The organism is Caulobacter sp. (assembly GCF_039596335.1).
Classification (GTDB): Bacteria; Pseudomonadota; Alphaproteobacteria; order Caulobacterales; family Caulobacteraceae; genus Caulobacter.
In genome coordinates this window covers 325,150-340,317 of record NZ_JBCNJZ010000006.1, presented here as the reverse complement: position 1 = coordinate 340,317, position 15,168 = coordinate 325,150, and the positions used below count along the sequence as shown (strand labels likewise).

The following is a 15,168-nucleotide window of genomic DNA, read 5'->3' as shown; positions in this document are numbered from 1 at the left end:
CTAACCGCCGCTCTTCTCCGCCTCCACGCGCGCCCGCCACTTGGCCTTCAGCGTGTGGGACGTGTCGCGCGAGCCGTCGGGGCTCCAGCCCGGCGGGCCGAAGATGTAGCCCAAGGCGTGGCGCGGCGAGGCGGCGATGTCTTTGGCGATACCGACCCACTCGTGGAAGACGTTGTGCAAGATGTTGAAGTTACCCAGGTTCTTGACCGTCCCATAGCGGCAGGGCTCCTCGTCGACCTCGGGGATGAAGGTGCCGAACATCCGGTCCCAGATGATCAGGATGCCGGCGTAGTTGGCGTCCAGATAGCGGGCGTTGCGGGCGTGGTGCACGCGATGATGCGACGGCGTGTTGAACACCGCCTCGAACCAGCGCGGCATACGCTTGATCGCCTCGGTGTGAATCCAGAACTGGTAGACGAGGCTGACCCCCTTCTGGATCGCCACCATGGCCGGCGGGAACCCCAGGAACGACAGCGGCAGCCACAACAGCCAGGTGCCGGCGACGCCGCCTGTCCAGGTCTGCCGCAAGGCGGTCGACAGGTTGTAGTGGGTCGAGGTGTGGTGATTGACGTGGCTGGCCCACCAGAACCTCCGCTCGTGGGCCAGACGGTGGAACCAGTAGTAGGTCAGGTCCTCCAGCAGGAAGACCGCCACCCAGGCCCAGATCGCCGTCATCGGGATCGTGAACAGCCGGTGCTGATAAACCCAGACTGTGGTGGCGAAGATCACTCCGCCGAAAAACAGGCCCGCCACTGTGCTGCCCGTGCCCATGGTCAGCGACATGGCTGTGTCCTTGGGCTCGTAATGGGCCTTGGCCTTGCCGAAACGGCCCAGCAGGATCTCGAGAATGATCGCCAGCACGAAGAACGGAATGGCCATCTGGACGGGGTCGAAGGGGGCTTTCAGCATCAGGCGAGCTCCTTCGGCGGCCAGGCGTCGTTTTCGACGACGAAGATCGGACGGGCGTCGGACAGGCGCACCTTCAGACGGCCGCCGGTGGGCTTGAGGCCGGCGACCGCACTCCACGGCAGGTCCCGGGCCACATAGCCGTCGCCGCGCCGATACAGGACCAGCGCAAGGGGACCGTCGCGGGCGATGACCGCGGCGCCGTCGACGGCGATCCAGACCGCGTCCGGCTTGTGATCGGGAAATTCCAGGGAGAGCAGCGCCTTGGCCGACTCGGCGTCCAGCGGCGGCGTCGATCGCGCCACGCCCAGCCACGCCGCGAACGCCACCAGCAAAGCCACAGCGGCTACCGAGCCGCCCAACTGCAACAACAGCGCCTTGTCCAAGACCGACGCATCCTCCCGAAACTTATTACTGTTCAGATTGACGTCGTCCGCGTGCGCGTCAAGCCTGACGCAAACGGAAACGGCGCGCCCCGTGAGGAGCGCGCCGTCGGTCATGTCTCGCAGGTCGGGTCGAACTAGAAGCGACGCACGTAGCCCACCGACATGGTGTCGGAGTTCAGGTCGCTCTTGGTGTAGTCCGAGCGGGTGTAGTCGGCCCGGATGCCGTTCTTGTCGTCCAGCTTGTACTCAGCGCCGACGCCGTAGTTCCAGCTGTCGCGGCTGCCGTCGAACTGGGTCGCGGCCGGGTTGTTGGTGCTGAACTTGGTCGTGCCGTAACCGACGCGGCCGATCAGGTCGACATTGGGTGTCACGGGCAGGTAGCCGACGGCATAGGCGGCGACCTGATGCTCCATCTTCACCTTGGCCTGACCCGGCGCATAGGTCTTGTCGCCATCGACGCCGCCGGCCACCTCAGCCTCGACGCCAAAATTAGGCGTAAACTTGGCGCCCATGCGACCTTGAATAGCACCGGTGTCAACGCCCTTGGTCCGAGTTTGACCATAGTTCACCGAACCATAGACCTCGGTCGAATTCTGAGCCTGTGCGAACATCGGGGTCGCGAGAACAGAACCAGCGACCAGGGCAGTGGCGATGAGAGTTTTCATTCTTGTACTCCAATTCTACACGTAGTCTTCAGCTCCCTCAGCCAGCCTAGGGCTAATCGGATAACGCGGCGGGTATGGGGCGGTTCACGGCCGTGTTTGCGGCGCATCCGTGTCGTGACCGAAATGTCACGGTGATGACGGCGGCGTCATCCATGCTATCTACGACTTCAAACGAGCGTCAGAACGCGGACTCGCCCTCGTAGCGGACGAGGTTCGCGCGCATCATCGGGACAGTCGTCTTGCCGCAAGCCGTCATCGCCGCCACCGGCCTCTACACCCCGCCCCACAGCATTTCGAACACCGAGCTGGTCGAGGCCTTCAACACCTTCGTTGAGCGCTTCAACGCCGCCAACGCCGAGGCCATCGCGGCCGGCGAGGTCACCGCCCTCTCCCCCTCCTCGCCCGAATTCATCGAGAAGGCCTCGGGCATCAAGTCGCGCTTCGTGATGAACAAGGACGGCATCATCGACCCCGAGGTCATGCGGCCCAACCTGCCCGAGCGCAGCAACGACGAGCTGTCGATCCTGGCCGAGATGGCCGTCGAAGCCGCCAAGGACGCCATCGCGCGCTGGGGCAAGCCGGTCAGCGAGATCGGCGCAGTGATCTGCGCGGCCTCGAACATGCAGCGCCCCTACCCGGCCATGGCCATCGAGGTGCAGCAAGCCCTGGGTATCGACGGCTTCGCCTTCGACATGAACGTGGCCTGTTCGTCGGCCACCTTCGGCATCAAGACCGCCGCCGACTTCATCACCACCGGCAGCGCCAAGGCTGTGCTGATGGTCAATCCCGAGATCTGCTCGGGCCACCTGAACTTCCAGGACCGCGACAGCCACTTCATCTTCGGTGACGTGGCCACGGCCGTGATCGTCGAGGACGCTGATCTGGCCAAGGGCGGTTGGGAAATCCTGGGTACGCGGCTGAAGACGGTGTTCTCCAACAACATCCGCAACAACTTCGGCTTCCTGAACCGCGCGGCCCCCGAAGGCGTCGGCGCCAAGGACAAGCTGTTCGTCCAGGAAGGCCGCAAGGTGTTCCGCGAGGTGGTGCCGATGGTCAGCGAGATGATCGTCGAACACGCCAAAGACATCGGCGTCGACCCGCATGCGCTGAAGCGCCTGTGGCTGCACCAGGCCAATATCAACATGAACGAGATGATCGGCCGCAAGGTGCTGGGCCGCGACCCCGCCCCGGGCGAGAACGTCATCATCCTGGACGAGTACGCCAACACCAGCTCGGCCGGCTCGATCATCGCCTTCCACACCGCCAGCGACGACTTCGCGCCCGGCGAAACGGGCCTGATCTGCAGCTTCGGCGCCGGCTATTCGGCCGGTACGGTGTTCGTGCGCAAGCGCGGCTGACGCCTGAAAAACAGTCCGGCCCCATCCGTCTTGCGCCACCACGTTCTGGCTGGCGAAGCGCGCTTGCCGGTATAGAACTGCGCAAGATCATTTCGCCGAAGGTTCTCCGATGCGATTCCCCGCCCGCCGCGCCGTCATTTCCGGTCTCGGCCTCGCCCTGCTCGCCGCCTGCGGAAAGAAGCCGCAAGCGGGCGAGAACGCCTGGGACCGCATCAAGGCGTCGGGAACCCTGCGCATCGGCCTGGAGGGCACCTACCCGCCCTTCAATTTCCAGGGCAAAGACGGCCAGCTGACCGGCTTCGAGGTCGACTTCGCCAAGGCGCTGGCCAAGCAGCTGGGTCTGAAGCCTGACTTCCGTCCCGCACCGTTCGCCGGCCTGCTGGGCGCGCTGGAATCGGGTCGCGTCGACGTGGTGATCAACCAGATCATCATCACGCCCGACCGCCAGACCAAGTACGACTTCTCCGAGCCCTACACGATCTCGGGCATCGAGATCATCACCCTGCGCGGCAAGGCGGGCCCGCAGAAGCCCGAGGAGCTGGCCGGCAAGAAGGTCGGCGTGGGCCTGGGCACCAACTACGAGCAATGGGTCCGCGCCAACGTCCCGACCGCCGACGTGCGCACCTATGACGACGACCCCACCAAGTACCAGGATCTGAAGGCCGGCCGCATCGACGCCGTGCTGAACGACCGCCTGGTCGCCGCTGACTTCATCAAGACCTCGCCCGAATATGTCGCCTCGGGCATGCCGTTCGCCGCCCAGGGCGCGGGCGTGGCCATGAAGAAGGATCCAGGCCTGAAGGCGGTGATCGACCAGGCGATCAACGCGCTGCGCGCCGACGGCCAGCTGGGACAGATTTCCCAGAAGTGGTTCGGCATGGACGTCACGCGCTGATCCCATGGAGACGGGGTTCGATCTTCTCGGCCAATCGGCGCCGCTGCTGCTGAAGGGCGCCGGCTACACGATCCTGCTCAGCGTCGTGGGCATGGGCGTGGGTGTGGCGCTGGGCTTCGGCCTGGCCCTGATGCGGCTGTCGCGCACGCCGCTGCTGCGCTGGCCCGCGGCCGTCTACATCTCGGCCTTCCGCGGCACGCCGCTGCTGGTCCAGCTGTTCCTGATCTATTACGGCCTGCCGCAGTTTGGGGTGGAGATGCCCGCCCTGGTCGCCGCCGGCATCGGCTTCTCGCTGAACGTGGCCGCCTATTCGTCCGAGATCCTGCGCAGCGCCATCGACGCCGTCGACAAGGCCCAGTGGGAAGCCGCCAGCGTGCTGGGCATGAGCCGCGGCCAGACCCTGCGTCGGGTGATCCTGCCCCAGGCCGCCCGCACCGCCGTGGCCCCGCTGTCCAACAGCTTCATCGGCCTCGTGAAGGATACGTCCCTGGCCGCCACCATCCAGGTGCCCGAGCTGTTCCGCCAGGCCCAGCTGATCACCGCCCGCACCTACGAGATTTTCACGATGTATCTGGCCGCAGCGGCCATCTACTGGATCCTGTCGACCCTGCTGGCCGCCGGCCAGGCCAAGCTCGAGCGCCGCGCCGCGGAGGGCCGCCGATGAGCGCGATCGACGCCAAGGGCATCCGCAAGAGCTATGGCGACACGCCCGTCCTGGCGGGGGTCGACCTGACCGTCGCGCCCGGCGAAGTGGTGGCCGTGATCGGGCCCAGCGGTTCGGGCAAGAGCACCCTGCTGCGCTGCCTGGCGGGCCTGGAGCCCATCAATGGCGGCGACCTGACCATCGCGGCCGTCACCGCCGGCGGCAAGATCCCGCTGGCCAAGGCCCTGAACGGTCGCGTCGGCTTCGTTTTCCAGAGCTTTGCCCTGTTCCCGCACCGCACGGCGCTGGAGAACGTCATCGAGGGCCCGATCGTCGTCCGCAAGGAAAACCCGGCCAAGGCCCGCGCTCGTGGCCTGGCCCTGCTGGAAAAGGTTGGACTGGCCGGTCGCGCCGACGCCTATCCCGCCGCCCTGTCCGGCGGTCAGCAGCAGCGCTGCGCCATCGCCCGCGCCCTGGCCATGGATCCGGAAGTCATTCTGTTCGACGAGCCGACCTCGGCGCTCGATCCCGAACTGGTCGGTGAAGTCCTGGCCGTGATGCGCGACCTGGCCGCCGAGAAGCGGACCATGGTCGTGGTCACCCACCAGATGGACTTCGCGCGAGATGTGGCCGATCGCACGATTTTCATGGACGGCGGAGTGATCGTGGAGCAAGGACCATCCGGTCAGTTGCTCGCCGCGCCGCGCGAGGAACGGACCCGTCGTTTCCTGGCCAGGTCAGGCGTGCTCCAGCCATAATTTGGCCCACGGCGCGCTTCAGTTCCTGCTGGCGCGTGAAGTCGGTTGCGTAGGCGGCCTCGCTGCTCACACGCGCTCTAATGTTTTTGAATCAAAGCCCTACGCCGGGTGGCTTTTATGGCGAGGACAGCGTGAAGCCTTACATCGAACTCAAGGGCGCCTCGGGCGCCGTGTACCGCTACAAGCTGGCCGAGAACGGTGATCCCAACACCACGATCGCCGGCAACTATGTCTATGTCGACGCCAAGGGGACCGTGGTCTACGCGGGCGAGGCCAACAATCTGATCGACTCCAAGGCCCGCTGGTCGGAGGCCTATGCCCGCCACGGCGCGACCTGGCTCTACACCCGCCTGAACGTCTCGGGCGCGTCGCGGGCCGACGAGTATTCGGACATCGTCATCGCCCTGACGCCGGTGATGAATCAGGCCGAGTAGGGTCTGCGCTCCGGGCGCTTAGTTGGCTAAGGTTGGCCGCGAATGCGCCCGGAGATTCTCTTTCCCCTGTTCACCTCGGTGTCGACGCTCAAGGGCGTCGGCCCGCGCGTCGCGCCGCTGCTCGAAAAGCTGGCGGGCTCGATCACGCGCGACGTGCTGTTCACGCCGCCGGCCAGCCTGATCCGCCGCACGGTGACCACGGTCGACCAGGCCGTCGAGGGCCAGGTCCAGACCTTCGTCGTCACCATCGACGCCCATTTCCCCTCGCAGCGCCCCAGCCAGCCGTGGAAGATCCGCGCCTGGGACGGCACGGGTTTCCTGACGCTGATCTGGTTCAAGGGCCAGGGTCCGCACCTGGAGCGCCAGCACCCCAAGGGCGCGCGCCGCGCCGTCAGCGGCAAGGTCGAACGGCCTGACGGCTACGCTTCCGAACTGCAGATCGCCCACCCCGACTACATCGTCGACGAGGAGCGGGCCGGCGACATCCCGCAGATCGAGACCGTCTATCCGGCGACTCACGGCCTGCCCTCGCGCACCTTCCGCAAGTTCGCCCTGGAAGCCCTGGAACGCGCTCCCGACCTGCCCGAGTGGCAGGACGCCGCCTGGCGCGAGCGCGAGAAGCTGCCCGGCTGGCGCGAGGCCCTGGCGGCGGTGCACGGCCCGGCCAGCGAGGCCGACCTCTCGCCTTTGGCCCGCCCGCGCCGGCGCCTGGCCTATGACGAGCTCTTGGCCCACCAGTTGGCCCTGGCCCAGCGCAAGGCCTCGCGCCGCTCGCATCCCGGCCCGCGCATCCCGTCCGGCGACCTGTCAGACAAGGCGGAGAAGGCCCTGCCCTTCAAGCTGACCGGCGCCCAGATCCGCGCACTCTCGGAGATTCGCGGCGACCTCGCCTCCGGCGAGCGGATGAGCCGCCTGCTTCAAGGCGATGTCGGCTCCGGCAAGACGGTGGTGGCCCTGCTGGCCATGGCCGACGCCGCCGACGCCGGCTTCCAATCGGCCCTGATGGCCCCGACCGAGATCCTGGCCCGCCAGCATTTCGAGACGATCGCCGCGCCGCTGCAGGCGCTGGGCCTGTCGGTGATCCTGCTGACCGGCCGCGACAAGGGCGCGGGCCGGAACGCAAAGCTGCTGGGCCTGGCCGACGGGACCCACCACATCGCCGTCGGCACCCATGCCCTGTTCCAGGACGACGTGGTCTTCAATCGCCTGGCCCTGACCATTATCGACGAACAGCACCGCTTCGGCGTCAATGAGCGCCGCCGCCTGCAGGACAAGGGTCCCTCTAGTGAAGATTGGGGCGTGCACCTGCTGGCCATGTCGGCCACCCCGATCCCGCGCACCCTGGAACTGACCGTCTTCGGCGACCTGGACGTCTCGCGCATCGACGAGAAGCCGCCGGGCCGCACGCCGGTCGCCACCCGCGCCGCGCCCACGCCGCGCGTGCCCGAGATCGTCGAGCGCCTACGCGGCGCCATCGCCAGCGGGGCCCAGGCCTTCTGGATCTGTCCGCTGGTCTCGGAGTCCGACAAGGTCGACCTGCGCGCCGCCGAGGACCGCGCCGCAGACCTGGCCCGCCACCTGCCCGGCGTGGGCCTGGTCCACGGCCAGATGCCCGCCGCGGAGAAGGACGCGGTCATGCAGCGCTTTGTCGATGGCAAGGTCAGCGTACTGGTCGCCACCACCGTGGTCGAGGTCGGGGTCAATGTCCCCAACGCCAGCATCATGGTCATCGAGCACGCCGACCGCTTCGGCCTGGCCCAGCTGCATCAGCTGCGCGGTCGCGTCGGCCGAGGCACGCGCGAGAGCTCCTGCGTGCTGCTCTACGACCCGCCGCTGTCGGAAGTGGCCCAACAGCGCCTGGACATCCTGCGCCGATCCGACGACGGCTTCGAGATCGCCGAGAAGGACCTGGAGCTACGCGGCGGCGGCGACCCGCTGGGCCTCAAGCAGAGCGGCTTCCCCGCCTATCGCCTGGCCGATCCGGTGGCGCACCGCGACCTGATCGCCGTCGCGGCCGACGACGCCCGCCTGATCCTGGCCCGCGACCCCGACCTGACCTCGCCCCGCGGCCAGGCCCTGCGGATGCTGCAGGAACTGTTCGACTGGAAACCCGCCTCGCCGCTGAACGAGGCGGGCTGACGAGGAGCCGATCCTGGCGGACATCTACGACCCGACCTTCGTGAAGGGGGTCTTTGACCGCTGCTCGGGCAAGTACATCGCCTTCAGCTGGATCTGCTCGTTCGGTTTCACCGAGCGCTGGCGCCGGCAGTGCGCCGCCGCCCTGCCCGAGCCGCCGACCGCCACCCCCACCGGCTATGATCTCATGGCCGGAACCGGTGAGCTCTGGCCCCACCTGCTGCGCCGCTTCCCGGACCTAGCGTCGATCACCGCCGTCGACATCTCGTCAGGTATGCACCAACGCGCTCTGGAGCGCCTGCATCGTCATCGCGCCCATCGGATCACCTTCGTCGAGGACGACGTACTGGCCAGCGCCCTGCCGGACGCCAGCGCCGACTTCGTCGTCTCGACCTTCGGCCTGAAGACCTTCGACACCCAGCACCAAGCCAAGCTGGCCGAATTGATCGCGCGCTGCCTGCGTCGCGGCGGCGTCTTCTCGCTGATCGAGGCATCGGACCCGAAAGGCTGGATCCTGCGGCCGCTCTTTCTCCTATATCTGAAAGCCATGCTGCCGCTCATCGAGCGATTGTTCCTGGCGGGTGCCCAGGATTTCACGATGATCGGGACCTACAGCACCAGTTTCGGCGACGCCTCGGCCTTCGGCGACAGGCTGCGCGCCGAAGGTCTGGAGGTCGAGCTTAAGCGTTGCTTTTTCGGTTGCGCGACCCTGGTGGCGGGCCGCAAGCCAAGCTAGTGCGCCGCCGCGCCCTTGCGGCTGTGCCACAGGTGCATGATCCCGGCGATCACCCCGCCGACCACCAGGCCGACGATGGCCGAACCGATCGCGAAGGCCAGCCAGCCCGTCACGGCGCCGATGCCCGGAACGCCGTGGGCCCAGTGCGAGAAGCCCTCGACCCAGTGCGGGATCGGGGTCAGGTGAAACTCTTCCAAGCCGTGGACCAGAATGCCGCCGCCGACCCACAGCATGGCCGCCGTACCGATCACCGTCAGGGCCTCCATGGTGATCGGCATGGCCTTGACCAGGCCACGGCCAAAGCTCTGGACGCCCTTGGGCTCGCGACGCGACAGGTTCAGACCGATGTCGTCCATCTTCACGATCAGCGCCACCGCGCCATAGACCACGATGGTCAGCAGCACGCCGACCAGAGCCAACGCCATAGCCTGCATCGGAAGGCTCAGCTCGGAGACCTCGTTCAAGGCGATGGCCATGATCTCGCCGGACAGGATCAGGTCGGTGCGGATCGCGCCATCGACCTTCTGCTTCTCCAGCTCGGGACCGGCCAGGGCCAGCTCCTCGATCGCCTCGCCCTCGGCCTGGGGCGTGAAGGCTTCCAGAATTTTCTCGGTGGCCTCGAAGGCCAGATAAGCGCCGCCGACCATCAGGATCGGGGTCACCGCCCACGGCGCGAAGGCCGCCAGCAGCAGGGCGCCGGGCAGCAGGAACAAGAGCTTGTTGCGCAAGGACCCCTTGGCGATCTTCCAGACGATCGGCAGTTCGCGATCGGGCGAGAAGCCCATGGCGTAGCCGGGCGTCACCGCCGCGTCGTCGACCACGACCCCTGCGGCCTTGGCCCCGGCCTTGCCGGCCGCGGCTCCCACGTCATCCAGGGAAGCGGCGGCGAGCTTGGTGATAGCCGCGACGTCATCGAGGAGCGCGGCGAGACCGGAGGGCATTGGAAATCCTGAGGAAGGTTGAGCCCTGCTTGCGTAAGGCGCGCCGGGCGCTGCGTAAAGGCCAGGACTCGAAAGGACGTCACGTTGGTCGCTTGCCTGACGTGGCGTGAAGCCTGGAAGCTGAGCGTCATGGATGTCGCCGCCGCCCTTGATCGCCTCGCCCCGCGCCTGTCGCCGAACGCTGTCGGCGTGGTCTCGCCCCGTCGCCTGTCGGGCGGGGCCAGCCTGGAGACCTGGGCCTTCGACCTGGACGACGGGACCCCGCTGATTTTGCGCCGACGCTCGAGCGGCACGGCGCTGCGGGACGAGGCCCTGCCGCTGGCTTCGGAAGCCGCCCTGATCGCCGCAGCCGACGCCGTCGGCGCACCAGTCCCCAGCGTCGTCCATGTCTGTGACGACCAGGACGGCCTGGGCGAGGCCTATGTCATGCGCCGCCTGGAGGGCGAGACCCTGGGCCGCCGCATCGTCCGCGACGAGGCCTTCGCCGGCGTCCGTCCGGGCCTGGCCCGCCGCTGCGGCGCCGTCATGGCCCAGATCCACGGTGTGCCGACCGCAGGCCTGCCGGAGCTGGCGATCTCCGATGCGCGGGGCGAACTGGCCCGGTACGAGGCGGTCTACCGCCAGATCGGCGCCGAGCGGCCGATCCTGGAGGCCGCCTTCCGTTGGCTGGAGGCCATCGCCCCGCCGCCGCCCGAACGCCCGGTTCTGGTGCATGGCGACTTTCGCAATGGCAATCTGATGATCCACCCCGAGCAGGGTTTGGTGGGGGTCCTGGACTGGGAGCTGGCCCATCTGGGCGATCCGGCCGAGGATCTGGGCTGGATCTGCGTCAACTCCTGGCGCTTCGGCGAATGGCGCAAGCCCGTCGGCGGCTTTGGCGACTATGACGACCTGCTGGCCGGCTATGGCCGGGGTGTCGATCTGGAGCGCGTGCGCTTCTGGCAAGCCCTGGGCTCGCTGAAGTGGGGCGTTATGTGCCTGATGATGTACCAGAGCTTCGCCACCGGCGCGGACCGCTCGATCGAGCGCGCCATGATCGGCCGCCGCACCAGCGAGACCGAGATCGACCTCGTCGCCCTGATGGAATCGGCCGCATGATCAGCCACCCGACCGCCGCCGAGCTTTCCGAAGCCATCGCCACGTTCGAGGCCACTCCCGGTCAGCCGGGCGATCCGCGTCAGGTCTTCCTGGCGAGGGTCACTGACAACGCGCGCGCCACCCTGGCCCGCGAAGCCGATCACGGCGCAAGACTGGAGGCCGAGGCGCTGGCGCGCTTGCGCACCTTACTGGGCCAAGACGGTGAATTTTCGCGCCTGAACACCCAACTCTGCCAGGCCCTGCGCGATGGAACCCTGTCGCCACGGGATCCGGCGGTGCTGGCTCACCTGCGCGCCACCGCCATCGGCCAGATCGCCATCGATCAGCCCAGCTATGGCGGGCTAGCGGCGCTCGAGGCCGGCTGAGCTCGCCACGCGGGCCCGGGCGTCGGCTTCCAGGTCGGCATAGAACAGGTTGAAGGCGTCGACCTTGCGCAGATCGGCCCACGAGCCGCTGTCGCGCAGCACCTTGGACTTCGGCTTGCTGGTGCGCAGCACGCCGTTCTCGCAGCGGGCCGAGACCTGTCGCTGCAGGAAGGCCGGCCGCGCGCCCCAGTCCAGTCCGGTGGCGTTGGCCGCCCCCACGTTCAGCCGCGCCGGCGCCCGCTCGGCCGAGACCGCGCCCAGCAGAGGGTTGAAGCACAGCGGCGTGCGGCCCTCCAGATTTACCAGCTGGTCGGCGCCGTCCCAGACCAGCGAGCGGCCTATCAGCTCCTGCACGCGCTGGAAGTCGCCCTCCGGGGCCGAGATCCAGGCGGCCACGCAGGCGGTCTCGCCCTTGCGCTCGCAGGCCGGCAGTGGCGCATCGGGGGCGTATTCGTCGGCTGGTACGGCGGTCTCGATCAGATAGGCCGCCACCAGACGACGCTTCAGCGCCGGATCGACGGCGATCTCCTCGCGCAGCAGCCGCGCGGCCAGGGAGCCGCCTTGCTCCACCCCGACGATGATGAACGGTCGGTCCTGGCCGTCGCGCACCCGCCAGGCGCGGAAGGCCTGCAGCACGTCGCCATAGGCGAAGCGGCGGGCGTCGCGGGCGTCGTCGCGTAGGGTCAAATAGGTGTAGAGGCTGGCCTGGCGATAGCGCGGCGCGAACACCCGACCCACGCGGTCAAACGGTCCGGCATAGTTGGGCAGCACCACCCGGCTCAGGAACCGCTGGGCCTTGGGCTGCTCGATACCGCCGTTCCAGTCGCGGCCGCCGTCGAAGGTGGTCGGATGGACGAAGAACACGTCCACGGGCCGATCGGCCGGCGCGGCCCCGCTGGGCCGCAAAGCCCAGGCGTCGGCCTTGCCGTAGTCCGGCGCGGCCGGCGGATGATAGGTCAGGAACGGGACCTTGGGGTCCAGGGCGTTGCTGAGGATGTCGTAGCGCCAGATGAAGGCGGCCGACAGAACCAGCGCCAGCACGAGGACCGCGCCGGCGAAGATCCAGCGCTTGAAGCCCTTGAAGCGTCCTCGTCCCATGGGCCTTGGGTACACCAAGCCTAGAAGGGGTTTAAGCCCCTTCCTGGCCGATGATCGCCACCGAGCAGACATTGCTGGCCGGCGCGCCGCCCAAGTTGTGGGTCATGCCCAGCACCGGATTGGCCAGCTGCCGCTCGCCCGCGCGCCCTTGCAGCTGCAGGTACATCTCGTACAGCATCCGCAGGCCCGAGGCGCCGATCGGGTGGCCGAAGCACTTGAGGCCGCCGTCGATCTGGCACGGCACCCCGCCGTCGGCGTCGTAGAAGCCGTCCAGCACGTCGCGCCAACCCTGGCCCTCCGGCGAGATGAATAGGTCCTCCATCGTCACCAGCTCGGTGATCGAGAAGCAGTCATGCACCTCCATCATCGAGATCTGCTCGCGCGGCCGCTCGACCCCGGCCTCCTTGTAGGCCTTGCCGGCGGCGATGCGGGCGGTGTGGAAGTGACTGCCGTCCCAGCCGTTGTACTGGCTCTCGTAACCGTTGGAGACCGACAGCTGCAGCGCCTTGACGGTGACCAGGTCGCGCTTGCCCAGGGCCCGGGCGATCTCGGGCGTGGTGACGATGGCCGCGGCGGCGCCGTCCGACACCCCGCAGCAGTCGAACAGACCCAGCGGCTCGGCGATCAGCGGCGCGTTCAGGGCCTGCTCAGCGGTGATGGGTTTGCGCAGATGGGCCTTGGGGTTCTTGGCGCCGTTGGCGTGGCTCTTGACCGAGACATGGGCGATGGCGCGCTTGAGATCTTCTTTCGAGACCCCGTGCTTGGCGCGATAGGCGCTGGCCAGTTGGGCAAAGTTGCCGGGGGCCGAGCCGTTGGGCATCACCTGCGGGCTCAGCGTGCCGGGATTGGCCACCGGCAGGCCGCCATAGCCGGTGTCCTTCAGCTTCTCGACGCCGACCGCCAGGGCGATGTCGGCCGCGCCGGCCGCCACGGCGTAGACCGCGCCCCGGAAGGCTTCCGAGCCAGAGGCGCAAAAGTTCTCGACCCGGGTGACGGCGATGTTGGGCAGGCGCAGGGCGATCGACAGCGGCGTGCCGCCCTTGCCCGTGCCGATCTCGTCGATGTGGGTCGAGAACCAGGCGGCGTCCAGCTGGGTCGGCTCGACGCCCGCGTCCTGCATGGCCTCCAGATAGGCCTCGACCATCAGGTCGTCGGGGCCGGCGTCCCAGCGCTCGCCGAACTTGGAACAGCCCATCCCGAGGATGGCGACCTTGTCCCGGATCCCTTGCGGCATGACCGTCTCCTCTATTCGGCAGCCCGAATTTCGTTGGAATGAGCGATCTGGGCGGCGGCGCGGTCGGGCGCGGCTTTCCAGAAATAGCGAACGAATCCGCGCTTCTCGTCGACCTCCTTGATGCGGAACACCATCCGCACCGGCAGGCCGGTCTCGACATCGCCCGGGGCGACGTCGGTGATGTCCATCATGATCCGCCCGCCGCCCTCGAACACGACCATGCCGTAGTGGTTCGGCGGGGCCATGGAAAAGGTCAGGTAATCAGCGGAGTAGCTCAAGATGCTCGCGCGACGCTCGGCGAAGCGGTACGGCTCCTGGGTGTCGACGGCTGGGTTGTTGGGTGCGACCGAGATGCGGGTGCGCGGGAACTGGATGACGCCGGTCTCGCGGCAGCGGCCGCCGACCAGGCCCAGGACCATGTCCTCGTTGCGATAGAGGGTGGTCAGGGCCGTCTTGTTATCCTTCTCGGCCCGCATGCCCTTGTCCCAATCAACGAGGCCGTTGAAGGTCAGGAACTTCAGATAGTTGGTCTCTTCTTCTCGCGCGGCTAGAGACCCCGTCACGCCCCGCGCGGGGCGCTGGCCAGCGCCGGTGGCGCGGAACACCAGGGCCTCGGCGCCCTGACCAAACTGAGCCACCAGGATAAGTTCGCCCGCCTTGGCGTCCTCCAGCGCGTGGGCCAGCATGATCGGCCCGTGCGCGCAGCCGGCCTCGCCCATCACGGCGGCGAGGTTGTCGCGCACGGCTTCCGGCTTGATCCCGACCGCCTTGGCGACCGTCGCAGCCATGCCGAAAAACGTCGATGGGAAGCAGAAATGATCGATATTCGAAGCGTTTAGCCCCGAAACCTCCAGCGCCTTTCTGATCGCCGGCGGGACCAGCTTGACGATGCCCTCGTCGCGGATCCAGCGCTCTTCCCAGTAGTAGTCGAAGCCGCCGTCGTCGCCGCGGAAGTGGTCGACGAAGTCGGCCGTGACGCTGCCACGCCCCAGCAGCTCGGCCGCGCCCGGCTCGTCGCTGACCACGAAGGCCGCCGCGCCGTCGCCGAAGTCCAGCTCCTGGGTCGAGGCCGCCCGCGCCTTGCGGTGCTCGCCGACGGCCACCAGCGACGTGCCGCCGGCCGCCAGGGCCTGGCCCAGGGCGCTCAGGCCGCAGCGCTGCGAACCGGTGACGTCGCTGGCCGCGATCGTCTTCTCCAGGGTCAGGGCGCCCGAAAGGATCCCCGCGTTCAGTCGATCGGCGAACGGCGCGGTGGTGGAGGCGAAGTAGAGGGCGTCGATGTGGCTGCGGTCGTCGTCGGGCCCCAGGGCGTCGCGGGCCGCCTCGACCGCCATGGTCAGGGCGTCTTCGTCCCAGTTGGCCATGGCGCGCTCGCCCTTGCCCTTGGCCCGCAGGTTCGGCGCGACCCAGGCATTGGCCTCGGTCACCGCCTTGCGGCTCAACCGAAGGCGCGGCGCATAGGCGCCCCAGGCGGCGATGCCGGCCATGTCTCGCTCCCTTTGATCTTGTTGGGAC

General features: G+C 67.9%; 16 protein-coding genes. 9 read left to right on the top strand and 7 right to left on the bottom strand.

From position 1 onward, the window contains the following. The 3 genes from ABDW31_RS14885 to ABDW31_RS14875 all read right to left on the bottom strand — a co-directional run bounded on the left by ABDW31_RS14885 (position 1) and on the right by ABDW31_RS14875 (position 1,957). On the bottom strand, positions 1-909 hold the full coding sequence (locus tag ABDW31_RS14885) for a sterol desaturase family protein (protein ID WP_184719712.1): 909 nt from the start codon (positions 907-909) through the stop codon (positions 1-3). After that, entirely contained in the window at positions 909-1,292 is a 384-nt protein-coding gene (locus tag ABDW31_RS14880) for a hypothetical protein (RefSeq protein ID WP_184723917.1), read from the bottom strand. Before ABDW31_RS14880 ends, ABDW31_RS14885 begins: the two co-directional genes overlap by 1 nt. Positions 1,293-1,426: 134 nt before the next feature. After that, positions 1,427-1,957 (bottom strand): porin family protein, encoded by a 531-nt coding sequence (locus ABDW31_RS14875; RefSeq protein ID WP_184719715.1) that lies wholly within the window; start codon positions 1,955-1,957, stop codon positions 1,427-1,429. Between the two features lie 239 nt (positions 1,958-2,196). On the opposite strand from ABDW31_RS14875, the gene ABDW31_RS14870 reads away from it, so the two are divergent. The 7 genes from ABDW31_RS14870 to ABDW31_RS14840 all read left to right on the top strand — a co-directional run bounded on the left by ABDW31_RS14870 (position 2,197) and on the right by ABDW31_RS14840 (position 8,917). Continuing rightward, positions 2,197-3,315, top strand: a complete 1,119-nt coding sequence (locus ABDW31_RS14870) for a beta-ketoacyl-ACP synthase III (RefSeq protein ID WP_184719716.1) — start codon at positions 2,197-2,199, stop codon at positions 3,313-3,315. A 109-nt stretch (positions 3,316-3,424) separates the two neighbouring features. Further along, positions 3,425-4,210: a cystine ABC transporter substrate-binding protein gene (tcyJ, locus tag ABDW31_RS14865; RefSeq protein WP_184719717.1), complete on the top strand. Its 786-nt coding sequence runs from the start codon at positions 3,425-3,427 to the stop codon at positions 4,208-4,210. A gap of 4 nt (positions 4,211-4,214) precedes the next feature. After that, on the top strand, positions 4,215-4,874 hold the full coding sequence (tcyL, locus tag ABDW31_RS14860) for a cystine ABC transporter permease (RefSeq protein ID WP_184719718.1): 660 nt from the start codon (positions 4,215-4,217) through the stop codon (positions 4,872-4,874). Beyond that, a complete protein-coding gene (locus ABDW31_RS14855; RefSeq protein WP_184719719.1) occupies positions 4,871-5,611 on the top strand; it encodes an amino acid ABC transporter ATP-binding protein in 741 nt (246 codons plus the stop codon). The genes tcyL and ABDW31_RS14855 overlap by 4 nt, the downstream gene beginning before the upstream one ends. 131 nt (positions 5,612-5,742) lie before the next feature. Continuing rightward, entirely contained in the window at positions 5,743-6,045 is a 303-nt protein-coding gene (locus ABDW31_RS14850; protein WP_184719720.1) for a hypothetical protein, read from the top strand. 42 nt (positions 6,046-6,087) lie between these two features. Continuing rightward, a complete protein-coding gene (gene recG / locus ABDW31_RS14845; protein ID WP_184719721.1) occupies positions 6,088-8,184 on the top strand; it encodes an ATP-dependent DNA helicase RecG in 2,097 nt (698 codons plus the stop codon). Positions 8,185-8,224: 40 nt separating this feature from the next. Next, positions 8,225-8,917 (top strand): class I SAM-dependent methyltransferase, encoded by a 693-nt coding sequence (locus ABDW31_RS14840; RefSeq protein ID WP_221444679.1) that lies wholly within the window; start codon positions 8,225-8,227, stop codon positions 8,915-8,917. On the opposite strand, the gene ABDW31_RS14835 is transcribed toward ABDW31_RS14840, so the two are convergent. Continuing rightward, positions 8,914-9,858, bottom strand: a complete 945-nt coding sequence (locus tag ABDW31_RS14835) for a DUF808 domain-containing protein (protein ID WP_184719722.1) — start codon at positions 9,856-9,858, stop codon at positions 8,914-8,916. The two genes, ABDW31_RS14840 and ABDW31_RS14835, sit on opposite strands and share 4 nt — an antisense overlap. A 129-nt stretch (positions 9,859-9,987) precedes the next feature. On the opposite strand from ABDW31_RS14835, the gene ABDW31_RS14830 reads away from it, so the two are divergent. Both ABDW31_RS14830 and ABDW31_RS14825 read left to right on the top strand, forming a co-directional pair. Continuing rightward, positions 9,988-10,956, top strand: a complete 969-nt coding sequence (locus tag ABDW31_RS14830; protein WP_184723923.1) for a phosphotransferase family protein — start codon at positions 9,988-9,990, stop codon at positions 10,954-10,956. After that, positions 10,953-11,321: a DUF6285 domain-containing protein gene (locus ABDW31_RS14825; protein WP_184719724.1), complete on the top strand. Its 369-nt coding sequence runs from the start codon at positions 10,953-10,955 to the stop codon at positions 11,319-11,321. Before ABDW31_RS14830 ends, ABDW31_RS14825 begins: the two co-directional genes overlap by 4 nt. Here ABDW31_RS14825 and ABDW31_RS14820 read toward each other — a convergent pair. The 3 genes from ABDW31_RS14820 to ABDW31_RS14810 are packed head-to-tail and all read right to left on the bottom strand — an operon-like array spanning position 11,298 to position 15,140. Continuing rightward, positions 11,298-12,419 (bottom strand): DUF3089 domain-containing protein, encoded by a 1,122-nt coding sequence (locus ABDW31_RS14820; RefSeq protein WP_184719726.1) that lies wholly within the window; start codon positions 12,417-12,419, stop codon positions 11,298-11,300. The genes ABDW31_RS14825 and ABDW31_RS14820 overlap by 24 nt on opposite strands. Positions 12,420-12,450: 31 nt before the next feature. Further along, complete coding sequence (locus tag ABDW31_RS14815; RefSeq protein WP_184719728.1) at positions 12,451-13,653, bottom strand: acetyl-CoA acetyltransferase; 1,203 nt, start codon at positions 13,651-13,653, stop codon at positions 12,451-12,453. 11 nt (positions 13,654-13,664) lie between these two features. Further along, entirely contained in the window at positions 13,665-15,140 is a 1,476-nt protein-coding gene (locus ABDW31_RS14810; protein WP_184719730.1) for a hydroxymethylglutaryl-CoA synthase family protein, read from the bottom strand. Positions 15,141-15,168: the final 28 nt, after the last annotated feature.